We start from the raw sequence: 18,558 nt of genomic DNA, 5'->3' as shown, positions 1-18,558 counted from the left end.
AAACAAGCAATAAATCATTTAGCAAAAACTATATCATTTTATTCAAAAATTACCATTAATAGATTCCATAATATTTTATTACTTTCGAGTTTCTAAACTAGAATAATGAAAGTTTGTATCGCCGAAAAGCCGAGTGTAGCTCGCGAAATTGCTAATATATTAGGTGCCAATACCAAGCGAGATGGTTATTTCGAAGGTAATGGATACGCGGTAACCTATACTTTCGGTCATTTATGTACGCTTTTAGAACCTAAAGACTACAAACCGCATTGGAAAAGTTGGGATTTAAACAACTTACCCATGCTTCCAGAACGTTTTAATACCAAAGTAACAGACGATGCTGGTATTAAAAAACAGTTTAATATTGTAAAAGGTTTATTCGAAAAAGCTGATGAAATTATAAACTGTGGGGATGCGGGTACAGAAGGAGAATTAATACAACGCTGGGTAATAAACCAAGCGAATTATAAAGGAGAAGTAAAACGTTTATGGATTTCTTCCTTAACCGAAGAAGCCATTAAAGAAGGTTTTAATAATCTAAAACCTGCTGAACAATACGATAACCTATATTACGCAGGATTTTCTCGTGCTATTGGCGATTGGTTATTAGGCTTAAACGCAACTCGTTTATATACCGTAAAATTTGGTGGCTATAAACAAATATTATCCATCGGTAGAGTGCAAACTCCTACCCTAGCCATGTTGGTAAATCGCTATAAAGAAATTGAAAATTTTAAGCCTCAACCTTATTGGGAATTGCAAACCTTATATCGCGATACACTGTTCAGTTGTGAAGAAGGTCGGTTTTTAAAAAAGGAAGAAGGTCAAGCCTTTGCTGATAAGGTAAAACAAAGTGATTTTGAAATTACTTCAGTCACCAAAAAGAAAGGAAAAGAATACGCGCCTAAGTTATTTGATTTAACAGGATTACAAGTATATTGTAATAATAAATTCGGATTTTCTGCGGATGAAACCTTAAAAATAGTTCAGAAGTTATACGAAATGAAAGTAGTTACATATCCTAGAGTTGATACTACTTTTTTACCAAATGATATTTACCCAAAAGTACCTGGTATTTTAAGTAAACTGACTAATTATAGTGAATTAACACAACCTTTATTAGGAAAAAAAATAAAGAAATCTAAAAAGGTTTTTGATGATAAAAAAGTAACCGATCACCACGCGATTATTCCAACTGGAATTCAAAATAATTTACAGTATAATCAACAGCAAGTGTATGATATTATTGCACGACGCTTTATTGCTGTTTTTTATCCAGATAGTGAGGTTTCTAAGACTGAAGTTAAAGGAGAAGCCGATAAAGTTCCATTTAGAACTTCTGGTAAAGAAATTTTAACCAAAGGATGGCGAGAAGTTTTTGAATACGGAAGTGAATCAAAAAAATCAGAAGAAAAAGACATCCTTCCCACTTTTGAAAAAGGTGAAAAAGGACCGCATGAACCAAGTTTCTTAGAAAAAGAAACCAAACCACCTCGTAATTATACCGAAGCAAGTTTATTACGTGCTATGGAAACCGCAGGTAAACAAGTTGATGATGATGAAATGCGAGAATTGATGAAAGAAAACGGAATTGGTCGTCCGTCAACGCGTGCAAGTATTATCGAAACCTTGTTTCGACGTAAATATATCGAGCGTCAGAAAAAACTAGTAGTTCCTACACAAACAGGAATCGATTTAATTGATTTAATTGATAATAAACTACTTAAATCTGCTGAATTAACGGGACGTTGGGAAAAACGGTTAAAAGAAATTGAACGTGGTGAATTTAATGCAGGAACTTTCATCAATAACATGAAAAAAATGGTAGACGAATTAGTATACGAAGTTCGTTCTAGCAATAAAATAAAACGTCTTTCTTCAGAAAAAAAGACAAGAAAAATTCCTGCAAAAAAATCTACTTCTAAGAAAAAAACTATTATTGGTAAAGAGTGTCCAAAGTGTAAAAACGGACAATTACTAAAAGGTAGCACTGCTTACGGATGTTCTGCTTACAAAAGTGGATGCGACTTTAAATTGCCTTTTGAATTTATGGCTAAAAAAGTATCCGAAAATCAGTTAATTAGATTATTAGATAAAGGGTGTACAACTAACTTAAAAGGTTTTAAACACAACGAAAATAAAGTTGAAGGTTTAATTCGTTTTGATGATAATTTTAATTTAAAATTTGAACCTAAAAAAGTAGCTACTACAAATAAAATTCCAGAAATTATAAGTTGCCCAAAATGTAAAAAAGGAACTGTTTTAAAAGGAAAATCGGCCTATGGTTGTTCTGAATACAAGAACGGTTGTGATTTTGTATTTACCTTCGATAACATCAAAAAAATAGCCAACGGAAAACCATTGACTAAAGAATTTGTTCTTGAAATATTAAGTTCTAATAATTAGGTTACACCAACTCCATTATAGCTTGTTCTAACTCCTGCCCTCTTTCTAGTCCCATTTTTTTTCGAATACGGTGACGAGAAGCTTTTACAGATCCCATACTAACATTTCTAATGATCATAATTTCCTTGATACTTAAATTCATTCGCATCAAAGCGCAAATCTCTCTTTCAGACTTAGTTAAATCTGGGTATTGAATTCTAAGTTTTTCATTAAACTCTTTGTCTAGTTGTTCAATATTATCTCCAATAGAATCAAATTTACTTTCAGTTTGTATTTGTGAGGTCAAGTCTACGATTAACGATTGAAAGCCAGAAGCATCTACATCATCTCCATGCTTTTTTACCTTCTTTAGCTTAGTCAAAAACTCTTGCTTAAACTGCAAACGCATTTTATTATCTGCCACCAATTGTTTTGCTTGATAAGTAGTATGTTTTAATTGCTCATCTAACAATTCTTTTGCAAACTGTTCCTTTTTAAAACGTTCTCTGTTGAGTCTTCTTCTATTATTCACAATAATCAAAAGTGTAATACCGAGTATAGAAATTGATAATAATACAACAATGTAAAGTCTATTTCTTGCTTGCTTTACCTCAGTCATTAATTCCAACGCTTGTTTTTCATTTGCGAATTGCAAACTATCAGCTTGTTTTTCTTTTTGAAATTTATAATTCAACTCTAATTCAGTAATCTTCTTTGCATTTTTAACATTGAAAATAGAATCGTAGTAATATTTATGGGTTTTGTAATAACCAAGGGCATACCTATAATTGCCCATTTTTTCGAAAATATGGCTTCTTAATTGGTATATAAGTGGCAATTTCGAAGTATTTCCATATTTTTTAGCATAGAATAATGTTTTATCAATATAATGTATTGCTTGTTGATGTCTACCTAAATCAGAATGAATTTTAGCAAGATGCATTTGAACATTAATGATAAAATCGTTGTTTTCTTCTGATTTATACAATGCTAAGTTTTTTTTATATATTTCAATGGCTCTCTCATAATTACCTGTAGTGTAATAGATTGCAGCTATGTTTTCATTAGGTCTTGTTTTTCCAAAAGCTGTAGGGTAATAATTTCTAGAAAGTTTATAGCAGTACATTGCCGAGTCATTTTGCTTGTTATAATAATAACTTACTCCTAACATGTTATAAGTTCTAGCAAATTGGGCACTATCTATATTTTTCTTTTGTATCTCAAGAGACTTTAGGAAATAGAATTTTGACTTATCATATTCCTTTTGATATCGAAATAACATCCCCATACTATGATAACTTTTGGCTATTTCAATTGAGTCTTTTAACGCTTCTCTAATCTTTAAAGCTTGTAGCCTAAAATTAAGAGAATTTTGATAATTAATTTGTCGGGATTCGTATTTACCTAAGGCATCTAATATAGATGCTTTTTGCTTTAAAAAATAGTCATTTGGAATTTCTATATCATTTATAATTCCCAAAGTCTCCATTATTAATTCTCTTCCTTGACCTATATTAGATTTTTCTACCTTTTTTGTAAGCTTAATCAAATAATGAACCTTTACAGAGTCGTTCTGAGCATTTTCAACTTTCCCCCTTAATTCAATAACCAAAGAATCTTGAGGTACTTGTCCAAAAACTGTACCTATAACCGTATAAAAAACAACTAATAAAAATAGCCTCATAAACTGTGGGAGTGTTAAAAAAGTAACACAAATATAAATAGATAAAGATAAACACTTTACAATTCCAAAATAAACAAAATTCTCCAAACCCCCTAAGAACAAAGGGATGAAACTTTTTGTAACCATAAAAAAGCTTGGTAATAAGAACAGTTTTGTACCATTGTGTCACAAAACAAACTATAAGTTTAATAAAGTCTACCAAACTTCTCTCTTATGAAAAAAACGGCCCTACTAATACTCACATTGCTGTATGCAATAACATGTATCTTTCTTTCAGAAAGTATCCATGCAAACAAACGAACAGATCCTGCAAAAACTTTTGCTGGTCAAATTAAAGTAAAAGGATTTGATCCTATGGGAAGTCCGTTTACCAATGGACAAACCAATGTATCAGAACCAGATGGCACTCTTTTTATGAATACTGCAGCTGGGGAAACAAATCTTTCAACTTTCACAATTGAAAACATGAGCCTAATGGATATTCTCAATATTTCTAGTATTACTATTACTGGGGCTAACGCAAGCGATTTTGAAATTGAAGGAACATCTCCTACAATGGTAGCACCTGGAGCAAGTGAAGAATTAAATATCAAGTTCACCCCCCAAACCGTTGGTACTAAAAATGCTACTGTAACCATTACCAGTGACGATGCCACCAACGGTACTTTTACGTTTGCTATTCAAGGAACCGCTTACGAACAAGGAAGTGGGTTACACTTTGATGGTGTGAATGATAATATTACATTTAATAGTGGTAATTATAATATAAATGGTGGGAATTTCACTTTAGAATTTTGGATAAAACCTGAAATTTCTGGTACTAATGAACATTTCATTTTTGATAATATGAGTGGGAGTTCTGGGTATAATTTACGAATAGACACTTCTTTACAGCTAAATTTTACATTTTTTACTTCAAGTGGTCCTAAAACCTTTATGACTCCTCCTATTGTAAACAATCAATGGCAGCACGTAGCTATTATTTATAATGGAAGTAATTATCAAATTTTTATTGATGGAACTCTTGAAAATACACTTACTCTTTCTGAAGCACTTATAGATAATAGCAATAATTTAACCATCGGTAGTGCTATTGGTGGTGTACAATACTATGCAGGAGCAATTGATGATTTTCGTGTATGGGATATGGATTTATCTAGTTGTAGAATTTCTAATCAGTTTAAATGTCAACTTACAGGAAGTGAAGATAATTTAATTGCGTACTATACATTTAACAATGGTGTAGAAAACGGAAATAACTTTCCTATGTTTTCAACACTTGATCCAAAACATACCATTAGTTCAGGTATTCCTCCTCAAGGTACTTTGAATAATTTTGGATTAACAGGAACAAGTTCAAATTGGATTGATGCTAGCTCAAATGGGCTTACTGGAACTTGCAGTACCTACACAGAACCAATTATTAAAATTTCTTCAAATAATAAGGATATTAATAACGGAGATACCGATGTAGTCGTAACTAATAATACTTCCTTTGGTAACGTACAATTAGGACAAGCAGAACCTGCAGATTATACAATCAATAATTCAGGAAGTGCAAGTTTGAACATTTCAAATATTACTATTAATGGTTCTACAGATTTCTCTATTATTGAATCGCCTACAACCATAGCCGCAGGAGCGTCAGGAAACTTACGTATCCTTTTTACTCCTTCAGCAAATGCACATAGAACAGCAACTGTTGAAATTTCAAATAATGATTGTGACAATGGAACTTTCACTTTTGCAATCGAAGGAACAGGATATACTCCTGCAACGGGACTTGATTTTGACGGAACGGATGACCATATAAGTATTAGTCATAATAGTTCTTTTAACACCAACACATTCACTGTGGAAGGCTATTTTAAAACATCTTCAACGACAGATAATAACCCAATAATTAGTAAATATGATGCTACCAATGAAAACGGTTTTTCTATTCAATTATCAGATACAGGGAGGTTACGTTTTTACTATAAAAGTTCCAATATAACCACTACAGTAAATTCGAGTATTTCTGGTTTAAATGATGGTAATTGGCATCGCTTTTCTATTGTTTTTGGAGATAATACTGTTCAGTTTTATGTTGATGGAACTGCAAATTCAAGTAATTCTTATGCTACAACTCCCAATGCACCTACCAATACAGAAAGTACTTTTATTGGATATTCTAGCTATTCTAATCAATACTTTTCAGGTGAATTAGATGAAATTCGTTTTTGGAGTCGTGCATTATGCTCAGATGAACTAAGTGCTCAGGAAACTTGTGAGTTAACAGGAAATGAATCTGGATTAGTTGCTTATTATAAACTGAATGAAGGAAATGTAAATGCTAATAATTCATCTAAATCCACTGCAAATGACGAAACTTCCAATAATTTAGATGGTACGCTAACAAACTTTTCTTTAACAGGTCCTAGCTCTAATTGGGTAGATACTACAGCCAATAATATTTCAGGAAATTGTTCAGTGGCTATTCCTGAAATCAATGTACAAGGTAATGGTAATGATATCTTAACTGGAGACACTACTCCTATTTCTGGTGATAATACTGATGCTGATAGTGTTAATGTAGGTAGCTCTAAAGAAATGAGCTTTTTTATTCGTAATTCTGATGGTTCAGCTTCATTAAATGTTAGTGGAATAGTACTTACCGGTGATACTAGTGATTTTTCAATTACTCGAAATCCAAGTAATAATCCAATACCCGCTACAGAATCTGCTTCATTAATTATAACTTTTACTCCTACCTCTGGTGGAATAAAAACGGCTACGGTAGTTATTAGTAGTGATGATTGTGATGAACCTACTTATAGTTTTACTATCCAAGGAACTGGTATTCCTCCGGGAACAGGTTTAGATTTTGATGGTTCTGATGATTTGGTAACTATTTCACACAATACTTCTCAAAACAATCTAAATTTCTCTGTTGATTTTTGGATTAAAACTACAGACGGTCTTGGTGGTGTTATTAATAAATTTACACCAAATGGCAATAACGGATGGAGAGTTAATCTTGATGGAGGAAGAATAGAATTTTACTACTATGCAAGTACTTCAAATTATGTTACTCGTTTATTAAGTCCAGCAACTAAAGTAGATGATGATGAGTGGCATCACGTGGCAATTACCTTAGATTCAGGAAATGCTCGATGTTATATTGATGGTACGCTAGCAAGATCAACAGGTTGGGTTGGAACTCCTACAGTAACATCTACCACGGCAAATATTCAATTAGGATATACAGCCGCCGATAGTCCAAGTGGAGATACGGGTGGTTATTTTGATGGTCAATTAGATGAATTACGTATCTGGACAAAAACATTAAGTGCATTTGAAGTTGGTCAATTAAATGGTTGTACAGCTGATATGTCACAAAACAACTTAATAGCTAGTTATAATTTTAATTCGGGGATTTCTGGTGCAGACAATAGCGGATTAACAACTTTAACTGATAGCTCTTCTAACAATTTTAATGGAACTTTAAGCAATTTTGCTTTATCAGGTGTTACTAGTAACTGGATTGATGCTTCTGCTAATAATGTTTCTAATAGTTGCGACTGTATAGTAATAGGAGATGTAACATTAACCTCACAAACCGAAGTAGATACTTTTACAGCAACTTTAGGAGATTGCGGAATTATTGAAGGAGATGTAACTATTAACGGTACTATTACTGATTTATCAGGTTTTTCTAAGATTCATACTATTTCTGGTAACCTACATTTAGAAGGAAATATTTCTAATGATTTATCAGGATTTTCAAACTTAACTACTATTGGAGGTAATATCACATTTAAAGACATGTCTAACATCACATCAATAGTAAGTTTTTCAAACATTACAAGTTTGGGGGGAAGTTTTGAGGTTAACAATCTAGACCAACTAACAGATATTTCAATTCTTAATCAACTTACTTCTATTTCAAGTATAGCTATCACAAATAATTCAATATTATCAACGATTGCTTTTGATGAAATACAAACTATAAGTTCAAATTTTTCTATTACATTCAATAGCTCATTAAGTTCTATTTCAATTCCAAAATTGACCCAAGTAAGTGGAGAATTTAGAATGAATAATAATGTAGGTGGAATGACCAATCTTAATTTAGCTCTTCTAGAAAGTACAGGGAATTTTCTAATTGCTGATATGCATAGTTTACAATCTATCACCGCTCCAGAATTACAAACAGTTACAGGTCGTCTAGCCATTGGTAGTTGTAGTGGTTTAACTACATTAAGTATTTCTAAGCTAACAAGTATTAGTAACAATGCTTCTATTGATCATTGTCAACAACTAACTACCATTACAACACCAGCGCTATCAACCATAGGTGGTAATTTCAGTTTAGACAACTTAGGAATAACCAATTTGAGTTTCCTTCAAAATCTAACAAGTATTAGCGGTCAACTTTTATTAAGAGATCTTGTTAGTTTAAATAATCTTCAGGGACTTGATGAATTAACTACTTTAGGAAGTTTTAATTTATCTAATTGTGATTTAGTTAGTAGTTTAGAAGGTTTTCCTAAATTAACTATTACATCTATAAATACCTTAAGTATTTCTGAAAATGAATTAATTACAACATTCGATAATTCTTTCTTAGCATCATTAACATCTATTGGTATTTTAGGTATTAGCTTTAATGGAAATCTGGCAGATATAAGCGCTTTACAAAACGTTACGGAATTAACTAGTACAGATTCTACTATTAGAAATAACAATGCTTTACTAACAATTGATTTATTTGGGTTACAAAATGTAACCAATACATTAGTAATCCAGAACCAAGAAAATACTACAAGCTTATGTGGTTTATTCAATTATATCCATAATGGTAACGGCTCTTCTACCCTATCATTTGTTGGAACCCATCCAACCGCTTGGGATAGCGTGCAAGATATTACTGACAGTTGTAGTACCCCAGTTATTACATTAACAGGAGACAATCCACAAAACATTGCATTAGGCAGTGGTTATACAGAGTTGGGAGCTAGTGTAAATGACGGTTCTAATGTTACCATAGATGCAAGTGCATTTGTTGATGCCATTGGAAGTTATAGTATTACTTATAACGCTACGGGGGTTTCAGGAAACGCAGCAGTTGAAGTTATTAGAACAGTAAATGTAGTACATCCATCACAAGTTACTTGGAATGGAAGTGTAAATACCAGTTGGACAACCAATGGAAATTGGTCTACCAATCTAGAACCACTTACTACTCAAAGTGTAATTGTTCCGAATGTAACCAATACACCAGAAGTAACTAGTGCCATTCAAATAAATGATTTAACCGTTGAATCACTTTCTTCTTTTGATATCAATGCTAACGGAGGAATAATGGTGGATGGAAACTTTGTTAATAATGGAACTTTCGCAATGGTATCAACGGCTTCTAATAGTGCTAGTTTAGTAGTAAAAGGAACTTCAAACGGCCAAGTAACCTATGCACGTGGAGGTTTATTGGCAAATCAATGGAGTATTGTAGCTGCGCCAGTATCTGGTCAGAGTGTAAAAGATTTTGTTGAAGATTCTTCTAATGCTATTCGAGTAAATACTACGGTTACACCAAATAGATATGCAGTGGGATATTATGATGATAGTAGATCAGCAGGTGATAAATGGGTGTATTATACTGTAGATGATTTAGCATCGAACAGCATTACCTTTCAAAAAGGACAAAGTTATGCTATCTCTAGAGCAAGTAATGGTTCAATTAGCTTTACTGGATCTTTAGAAACTACTGATGTAAATAAATCAGTTGTAGTTTCAGAATGGAATGCTATTGGAAATCCATATACAGCGTTTTTACCAATCAATGAAAACTCAGGAACCAACTTTATCAATGATAACTTGGCTAGTTTTGATCCTACCTATGTAGGAGTATATGTATGGGATAATACACAAAGTAAATACATTCCTAAAACTTTAGTAAGTGGAGAGAGTTCATTGGCTCCAGGACAAGGATTTTTTGTAAAAACAACGAATAGTGCAAGTTCCATGGCTTTTAAACAAGCACAACGAATGGTACAACCAGCTACAGGAGGAACTTTTGGTAAAGGATCAAATATTCCGACAATTAAATTATCAATAGCTTCTAAAGGTGTTCAAGTAAATACCACAATTAGTTATAGAAACAATGCCACTAAAGGATTAGATGCAGGGTATGATTTAGGAAACTTTGATGGAGCTGGATTAGATATTTATACCCGATTATTAGATGGTTCTTCAGGAAAAAACTTTACGTATCAGTCCTTACCAAGTGAATCGAAAGAATCATTTATTATTCCAATAGGAGTTAAAGTAAAAGAAGGAACATCAATAACTATCTCTGGTAAAGGAATTTCATTACCAAGAGGAATAGAAATGTACTTAGAAGATAGAGAATTAGGAAAGTTTATCAACTTAAATAAAGAAGAATACTCATTAACAATAGCAAAAACTACAAACGGAATAGGAAGATTTTATTTACACACCAAAGCACAAGTAGAAACTCTAGAAACTACACTAGCAGATATTATGCTTTACAATCTAAACAGTAAATTATTTGTAAAAGGGATATCTGGAGACTCCTTTAAGCTTACGATCTTCAATACTTTAGGTGCTGTCGTATATACAAATCATTTTAATGGAACTGGTAATAATATTATTGATTTACCTTCTGTAGAAACTGGACTGTATGTAATAAGTCTGGAAACCAATATTGGAATAAAAACCAAGAAAGTCATCCTTAAAAAATAAAACAATGAACAACAAAAATATAGATAAAAAAGATAACAAAATCTCCAGAAAAGAAGCTTTAAAAAAGCTAGGTACATATGGAAAATATAGCGCTTTAACAGCTTTAGGAACTTACATGATTTTAAATCCGCAGAAAGCACAAGCACAGAGTCCTGAAACTCCAGGAGGAAATTTTTAACAATAAAAAACGAGGCTATTCAGCCTCGTTTTCTTTTTGATAATACTCGATTAACTTATCAGGGTTCTTAATTGTATTTTTAATCCATTCAAAATACAAAACTCTTTTTTCTTCATCAGTTAATTGCCAATCAACATTAGTCTTACGTAAGCGTGAAGTTACATCGTTTAAAGTGATTGCAGCTGCTACCGATATGTTTAAACTCTCGGTAAAGCCAACCATTGGTATTTTTAAAAATCCATCAGCCTCTTGTTTAATATAATCTGAAATCCCTTCTTTCTCAGCTCCAAATACAAAAGCAGACTTCTTTGTTACATCAAAATCAGATAGCACACAAGAATCAGTATGTGGTGTTGTTCCTATAATCTGATATCCTTTTGCTCGTAAGTCTTTTAAACAAGCTTTTGTGTTATCTCCATCTTCCTTAAAACGATTAATATTTAACCATTTCTGACTTCCTTTCGCAACATGTCTGGAAACTTTATTTGTAAATCTATTTTCAATCGCATATACATCTTGTACCCCGAAAATATCACAACTTCTTACCACTGCACTTGCATTATGCGGTTGATATATGTCTTCTAACACAACAGTAAAATGACGGGTACGCTCATTTAAAACCTTTTCGAAAGTTGCTTTTCTTTTTTCAGTAATATAACCTTCTAAATAGGCTAATAATCCTTCATCTATCATATAGCAAACATACTAAAATTTACTATTTTTAAGCTTTATTATTTAGAGATGAAAAAGAAATTAGTTGTTTTAACAGGCGCTGGTATCAGTGCAGAAAGTGGCATTAATACTTTTAGAGATGCTAATGGTTTATGGGAAGGACATGATATTTATGAAGTAGCTTCTCCTCAAGGGTTTCATTCTAATCCAGAATTAGTCCTTGATTTTTACAATCAACGTAGAAGACAATTACTTACTGTAAGTCCGAATAAAGCACATACCAATCTTGTTGATTTAGAGAAGTATTTTGATGTGGTTATTATTACACAGAATGTTGATGATTTACATGAACGTGCTGGTAGTACCAACGTCTTACACTTACATGGGGAACTATTAAAAGCTAGGAGCACTGCTTACGAATATTTAGTTTACGATAGGAAGTCTGATATTATTATAGGAGATACCTGCGAACAGAATTCTCAATTACGCCCACATATTGTATGGTTTGGTGAAGATGTTCCTATGCTTGAAAAAGCTATTGAAATTACATTGAGAGCAGATATTTTAGTAATTATTGGTACTTCCATGCAAGTATATCCAGCAGCTAGTTTAATTGATTATGTTTCTGAAAATGTGCCTATTTATTTTATAGACCCAAAACCTGCTGTAAATAAAAACGCCTTTAACAATTTAACAATTATTAAAGACATTGCTAGTTTAGGAACCGATGAATTACTTAAGAAGTTAATCGATTAAAATATTCGAATATTTCTCCTTTAGAAATGGCACTTCCTTTTTCTATTAAGTCAAATATTTCGGAATTTCTTTCTTCTGCATATTTTTTTGTTCCTGTAAAAAATTCAATTTTCTCATCATTCGGATTTTTCATTAACCATTCAAAACCTTCTTGAGTTAATAAATCAATCTCTTTATCCACATTAATTACAATACGATGCATTTCTTTTTCATCACATTTAAATAGGTTTACCACCTTTTTCGAAAAATGTTCTAAATAAGAAGTCTTGGTAAGCACATCATCCCAAACTACATCACTAAACACATTCATTTCCTCCTCTGCTACATGAGGCTTTTCTTCTTTTAACTCTTTCCACTCTTTAGCATCAATACTTTGTGAAGCTAAAAAACGAGCAAACTCTTCGTGTAATCCTTCAAATTGTTCTTTAGTAAGTTGTCTATATTTCATAAAAAACCGCCTTTTTTTAGGCGGTTCAAATATCTGAATTTCTAAACGAATTAGAAAATTCATATAAAATTTATCTCGTTACAGTTCCTGAAATTACTTTGTTAGCATAACCATTATCCATAGTTACTGCAACAGAAACTGTTTGATTATCTAATTGTTTTGTAAATGGTTTTAAACCAAATGGCGCTGGATCATCTCCTACAGTTGGTTCTATAGAAATTACCACATTCGCACTAGTTAAATCGATAGGAAAAGTAACATTAGGATATTTATTATTAGGATCCATAATAAAGTCTTCACCTGGAAATGGTGGTACCATTCCTGCACCTTTAAATTCATTATTATTATCATCAGCCATATTTGGATCTGAAAATTTACCTGTAGAAATTGGCACTGGACTTCCTGAATTATCATTTACAACAACCCAACCTTCATAAATCCAACCGCTTCCCAAAGTTGGTAAATTCGTAAATCCACCTGTTGTTGGAGGTAAAGCATTAATCCACCAGATACCATTAGCATCCGTTCCATCCATTCCTGCAGATGGAGCCTTTAAGAAAAATTGACTAGTCGCAGTTTCTAAATTAGAGCCTGCTTCATATATCGCACCATCTGTTGATGGATTCGCTGTTGTATTTGTAAATGTTCCTTTTGAAAATATCCACCCACTCGGGCTTGATAAATCTGCTCCTGTTTCATTCGTAGGCTCAATCGTTAATACATATTCTGTAGCTGCATTTACTTTTGTTATATCTAACGCTGCGCTTGTATGACTAGCTCCTTCTGTATTTGTAAACCTTCCTGTTGATATTTTTTCTGCTCCTACAATTAACCAACCTTCATAAACATAGTTACTACCTACATCTGGTAAATTTTGAAATGATTGACTTACTGTTTTTGTTGTTGCAATATCATCGTCATCACTACAAGAAGTAAATGAAATTGCTGCAATGGCCAATAGGCTTAAAAATGCTCTTTTCATAATTATGTAAATTTTTGATTATACTTTTATTGAGTCGATCAATAAATAAAAACTTACATACTTGATTAAAAAACAAGAAAAACCCTAACTTATTTTATAAAGCTAGGGTTTAGGAAAATTAAAAATTCGGGAAACAATATTTTTAATTATAATCGTTTAGTATGATAAACTTAGAACGTCTGTTTTCTTGATGCTCCTCTTCGGTACATTTTACTCTATCTTTACATTTATTAACCAACTGCTTTTCTCCATATCCTATCGCACTTTGTATTCTTGAAGCATCTAATCCTCTTGATAAAATATAATCTCTAGTTGATTTTGCTCTTCGGTCTGATAATCTTTCATTATACCTAGCTGTACCCCTACTATCGGTATGTGCTTCTATCTTAATAATCATATCTGGATGATTCTTTAATACCTTTACAACAAACTCTAATTCGTAAGCTGCATCTGGTCGAATATTCCACTTGTTAAAATCAAAGAATATTGGATTAATCACAATCTCTTTTCCTACAATTAATGGTGTTAGATACAAATCTTGTTTTATTTCTGCATCTCGCTCTTCTGTGGTTTCTACACTTCCTAAATCATCTTTATAATCTAACTTTGTGCCTCGTAAAGTATACTTGTTCTTCTTACATTTTCTTTCAAATCTATAAGTAGCATCTTCTGCTGTTACAAACCTTTCGATAACTTTTCCGTTTACATCGATTAATTCTACTAAGGTTTCTGGTAATGATTCTTGGGTTCGTTTATCAAAAGTTTTACCCGTAATATATTGTAAACATTCATGGGTACTAAAACTATAAATATCATCACGCCCTTTACCTTCTGGTCTGTTAGAAGAAAAATAGCCTGTTTTATTGTCGTTATTTATAAAAAAAGCAAAGTCGTCATAACCACTATTAAATGGCGCTCCTATATTTTTTACTTCTGATGATGAAGCATTATTTAATATATCTGATTTATAAATATCTAACAGACCTAAGTTTTGATATCCATCTGAAGAAAAATACAAGGTATTGTCATTCGCTACAAATGGAAACATTTCTTTTCCTTTCGTATTGATATTGGCTCCTAAGTTTTTTGGAGTACCATAAGATCCATCTTCTAATATTGCTACTTTGTATATATCTGTCTGTCCAAAGCCATCGGATCTGTCTGAAACAAAGTATAATGTCTTTTCATCTGGACTTAAAGCTGGATGTCCATTGGAATATAATTCACTATTAAATGGTAGTTCTTCTAAATCATTCCATGTACCATTTTCTAAAAATGTAGCTTTAAATATTTTTAAATGTGCGGTTCCTTCTTTGTTGTGGTCTAATTTATTTTTATCATCTAGGTTATTTCTTGTAAAGTACATTGTTTTACCATCTTTCGTAATGGCTATACTTGATTCATGAAATCCTGTATTTACTTTTGTAGAGATTACTGGAACAATATCTTCTATTGATTTCTCTGTACCGTCTTCTTTAATTTTTGCTTGATATAAATCTAAATATGGTTCATGGTTCCATTCATAAACTTCTCCATTCTTATTTTTTGCTGATGCGAAATAGAACTTTCCGTTATGTACGTACGGACCAAAATCTGAGTTCTCTGTGTTGATATTTAAATTCGCAATTCTTATAGAGTCTCTATTCAGTTCCTTTAATTTAGTATAATCTACATTTCTTAATTTTAAATCTGCATCTGGTAGTTTTTTAAGCCAAGTCTCGGCTTTCTCATACTCGCCTACACTTCTTAACGATTGCGCTAATCTGTATATACGTTCGTTATCTAATCCTACCTTTCTATGATCGGCTAAAGTATACCAGTAAACTGCTTGTTCTGAGTTAGAATTGTTGTAATAACAGTCTGCTAACTTTGCAAATAAATCTACTCCATTATCTCCTTCTATCTTTATTGCTTTTTTATAGAACTCAGCCGCTTTTATATATGCATATTCCTTATAGAATTTATCAGCAAGTTTTCTTTGTGAAAAAATACTAAGTGATAAAAAAAGTAATACTAAAAATGTTATTCTTGTCTTCATATCTATTTCTTTAAAAATATCTAGGGGACTTTGCTCTATACGACTTCGGCTTATTCAATTCAAACATTAATAATACTTCGTGAGTACCACTTGAGAATTGATTGATATCTGATAATGGATATTCATACGCATATCCTACTCTAAATTGCTTTGTTACTTGAAAATCAACTAAAGCGCCTAAGGCTCCAGTAAACTCATTAAACCTGTAAGAACCTCCTAACCAAAACTTTTCATTGAATAAAAAATTAGCAGTTATATCATATGATAAAGGGGCTCCTCTTGTTGCTTTAATTAAAGTAGCTGGTTTGAATTTAACATTATCGCTTACATCAAAAACATACCCTCCGGTTAAATAATAACTTACCCGATCTATAATTCCGTAATCTACTCCACCAATGGTTAAATCATTATGGTCTATATTTAATAATCTTGGTGCCGAGAAACCTACATACCATCTATCTGTATGCATAAAAACTCCACTACCAATATTAGGCTCCCATCGGTTTCTTACACCGCTTACTCCAGGATCTGAAGCTTCTGCTGCGATTAAATCATCATCTAAATTATATTGTGTAAATCCTGCTTTTAATCCAAAAGCTAATTTTATCTCATCATTTAACTGAATTGTATATGAAAAATCTCCATACAAATAAGTAAACTTCTCATATCCTAACTTGTCATTAATGAATGACAACCCTACTCCTATCTTATCATTTCGTAACGGTGTATGCAACGATAATGTTTGGGTTTCTGGCCCTCTATCTATTCCTGCCCATTGACTTCTATGAAGTCCTACTGCACTAAATACTTGTCTACTTCCTGCATATGCCGGATTTATCGATATTGTATTGTACATGTATTGCGTAAATTGAGGTAATTGCTGCCCCTCTACATTAAATACTGTAGTAATTAATAGTACTAAAACTGTATATAGTTTGTAATTGTGCTTCATAGCGTTACATTATTTGGTTCCTAAATAAATTGCTCCTGTAAATGGTTTTAAACCACTGTTTTCTAATACTACGATGTAATAATAAGTTCCCGCTGGTAACCTTTTTGCGCTACCAAAAGTGGTTCCTTCTGATACTCCGTTCCAATTATTCGCATAATTGTCTGATTCATATACTCGTGCTCCCCAACGGTTAAATATTTTAACATTGGTGATAAATCCACATGATTCTACTCCGGTTACTTCGAAAAACTCATTCCATGAATCTCCGTTTGGTGTTACTGCTTTTGATATTCTTACATCTTCTTGACCACATGGTAATACAATACAGTCGTCATGAATATTAATTGTTACTGCTATTGATGATAAACATCCTTCGTTAGAAACTGTATAAGTAAATACATAATCTCCTAGTGTTAAATCTAATGGATCGAAAGTAGCATCACTAGATAATGATACATCTCCTGTTGTTACTTCCCATGTTCCTTCAGTACTTAATCCATCTGTTATATAATCGTTTAAATCTATGGTACCGTCATCTGTACATTTTGAATCTGCAATGGTTGTAACTGATGTTTTTACCGTAACATTAATTGTTTGAACAAAATCGGCGGTATTACCACAATCATCACTTACTGTCCAAGTTCTTATAATTTGATAATCGCTATCAGTTCCATCAAATGTACTCTCCTCTTCAAAGTTCGTTTGAGTTACATTCTCTGAACAATTATCAACAAACTCTAATGTTGGAACTTCTGGAACTGAATCACATTCTACATTAATATCTTCTAAAGAAGAAACTAATTCTGGTGCTTCGTTATCCTCTACTGTAATTGTTTGTGTATGACTTACACTATTACCAGCACAGTCGGATACTTCCCAAGTTCTGGTTATCGTATATTCTGATGCACATCCTTCATCTTGTCCTGATAACTCTTCCGTATAATTAACTACCAAGTCTCCTGATGATGTACAATTATCCGTCGCTGTTAATACCGCTGCATCTGGAATCGAATCACAACTTACTGTTACATTTGCTGGTAGATCTCCTACCAACTCTGGAGCAGCGTTATCCTCTACATTAATTGTTTGTGTATGACTTACGTTATTGCCTGCACAATCGGATACTTCCCAAGTTCTAGTAATCGTATAAACCGTTGCACAATCATCATCTTGTCCTGTAAACTCTTCCGTGTAATTAACTACTAAATCTGTTGATGCACTACAATTATCAGTTGCTGTTAATACCACTGCCTCTGGTATATCATCACAATTTACTGTCACATTCTCTGGTAAATCCTCTACAAATACTGGTGCTACTGTATCTTGAACTGTTACTAATTGGATATACTCTGTTCTGTTTCCGGCACAGTCTGATACTGACCATTTTCTTGTGATTAAGTACTCTACACCACACTCATCTTGATCGCCGCTAATTACTTCGCTCTTGATTACTTCTATATTACTATCACAATTATCTGTCGCTGTTAAATCAACCATTGTTGGTACATCGTCACAACTCGCTACAATTTCCTGAGCTGGTAAATCTCCTTCGAATTCTGGTGCTGCCGTGTCTTGTACGGTTACTAATTGGATATATTCCGTTGTGTTTCCAGCACAATCCGATACTGACCATTTTCTTGTGATTAAATACTCTACACCACACTCATCTTGATCTCCGCTAATTACTTCACTCTTGATTACTACTAAGTTACTATC

The 18,558-nt window shown here is 32.7% G+C and carries 11 protein-coding genes; 4 read left to right on the top strand and 7 right to left on the bottom strand.

The window, feature by feature from the left end; all coding sequences use genetic code 11:
* Positions 1-105 precede the first annotated feature (105 nt).
* Positions 106-2,406 carry a type IA DNA topoisomerase gene (locus H3Z83_RS00055; protein WP_182123440.1) on the top strand — a complete coding sequence of 767 codons (2,301 nt, stop codon included), beginning with the start codon at positions 106-108 and terminating at the stop codon, positions 2,404-2,406.
* A 1-nt stretch (position 2,407) separates the two neighbouring features.
* Here H3Z83_RS00055 and H3Z83_RS00050 read toward each other — a convergent pair whose 3' ends face one another.
* Positions 2,408-4,069 (bottom strand): tetratricopeptide repeat protein, encoded by a 1,662-nt coding sequence (locus tag H3Z83_RS00050; protein ID WP_182123439.1) that lies wholly within the window; start codon positions 4,067-4,069, stop codon positions 2,408-2,410.
* A gap of 213 nt (positions 4,070-4,282) precedes the next feature.
* On the opposite strand from H3Z83_RS00050, the gene H3Z83_RS00045 reads away from it, so the two are divergent.
* Together H3Z83_RS00045 and H3Z83_RS00040 are read left to right on the top strand one after the other, a co-directional pair.
* Positions 4,283-10,816 (top strand): LamG-like jellyroll fold domain-containing protein, encoded by a 6,534-nt coding sequence (locus H3Z83_RS00045; RefSeq protein WP_182123438.1) that lies wholly within the window; start codon positions 4,283-4,285, stop codon positions 10,814-10,816.
* A gap of 4 nt (positions 10,817-10,820) precedes the next feature.
* Positions 10,821-10,994: a hypothetical protein gene (locus tag H3Z83_RS00040; RefSeq protein WP_182123437.1), complete on the top strand. Its 174-nt coding sequence runs from the start codon at positions 10,821-10,823 to the stop codon at positions 10,992-10,994.
* 15 nt (positions 10,995-11,009) lie between these two features.
* On the opposite strand, the gene H3Z83_RS00035 is transcribed toward H3Z83_RS00040, so the two are convergent.
* A complete protein-coding gene (locus H3Z83_RS00035; protein WP_182123436.1) occupies positions 11,010-11,687 on the bottom strand; it encodes a TrmH family RNA methyltransferase in 678 nt (225 codons plus the stop codon).
* Positions 11,688-11,735: 48 nt separating this feature from the next.
* On the opposite strand from H3Z83_RS00035, the gene H3Z83_RS00030 reads away from it, so the two are divergent.
* Positions 11,736-12,422 (top strand): SIR2 family NAD-dependent protein deacylase, encoded by a 687-nt coding sequence (locus tag H3Z83_RS00030; RefSeq protein ID WP_182123435.1) that lies wholly within the window; start codon positions 11,736-11,738, stop codon positions 12,420-12,422.
* Here the strand turns inward: H3Z83_RS00030 and H3Z83_RS00025 are convergent.
* From H3Z83_RS00025 to H3Z83_RS00005, 5 genes are all read right to left on the bottom strand, one after another.
* Positions 12,403-12,870, bottom strand: coding sequence for a DUF6495 family protein (locus H3Z83_RS00025; RefSeq protein WP_182123434.1), 468 nt, complete (start codon positions 12,868-12,870; stop codon positions 12,403-12,405). The genes H3Z83_RS00030 and H3Z83_RS00025 overlap by 20 nt on opposite strands.
* A gap of 70 nt (positions 12,871-12,940) precedes the next feature.
* Positions 12,941-13,852, bottom strand: a complete 912-nt coding sequence (locus H3Z83_RS00020; protein WP_182123433.1) for an anti-sigma factor — start codon at positions 13,850-13,852, stop codon at positions 12,941-12,943.
* A gap of 142 nt (positions 13,853-13,994) precedes the next feature.
* Positions 13,995-15,890 carry an OmpA family protein gene (locus H3Z83_RS00015; RefSeq protein ID WP_182123432.1) on the bottom strand — a complete coding sequence of 632 codons (1,896 nt, stop codon included), beginning with the start codon at positions 15,888-15,890 and terminating at the stop codon, positions 13,995-13,997.
* A gap of 10 nt (positions 15,891-15,900) precedes the next feature.
* On the bottom strand, positions 15,901-16,842 hold the full coding sequence (locus H3Z83_RS00010; RefSeq protein WP_182123431.1) for a PorP/SprF family type IX secretion system membrane protein: 942 nt from the start codon (positions 16,840-16,842) through the stop codon (positions 15,901-15,903).
* A gap of 9 nt (positions 16,843-16,851) precedes the next feature.
* The coding region (locus H3Z83_RS00005; RefSeq protein WP_182123430.1) for a gliding motility-associated C-terminal domain-containing protein at positions 16,852-18,558 on the bottom strand (1,707 nt) is incomplete at its 5' end.

The sequence above is a fragment of the Tenacibaculum pelagium genome, from assembly GCF_014062345.1.
GTDB classification, from domain to species: domain Bacteria; phylum Bacteroidota; class Bacteroidia; order Flavobacteriales; family Flavobacteriaceae; genus Polaribacter; species Polaribacter pelagius.
This window is presented reverse-complemented; position numbering and strand designations above follow the sequence as displayed.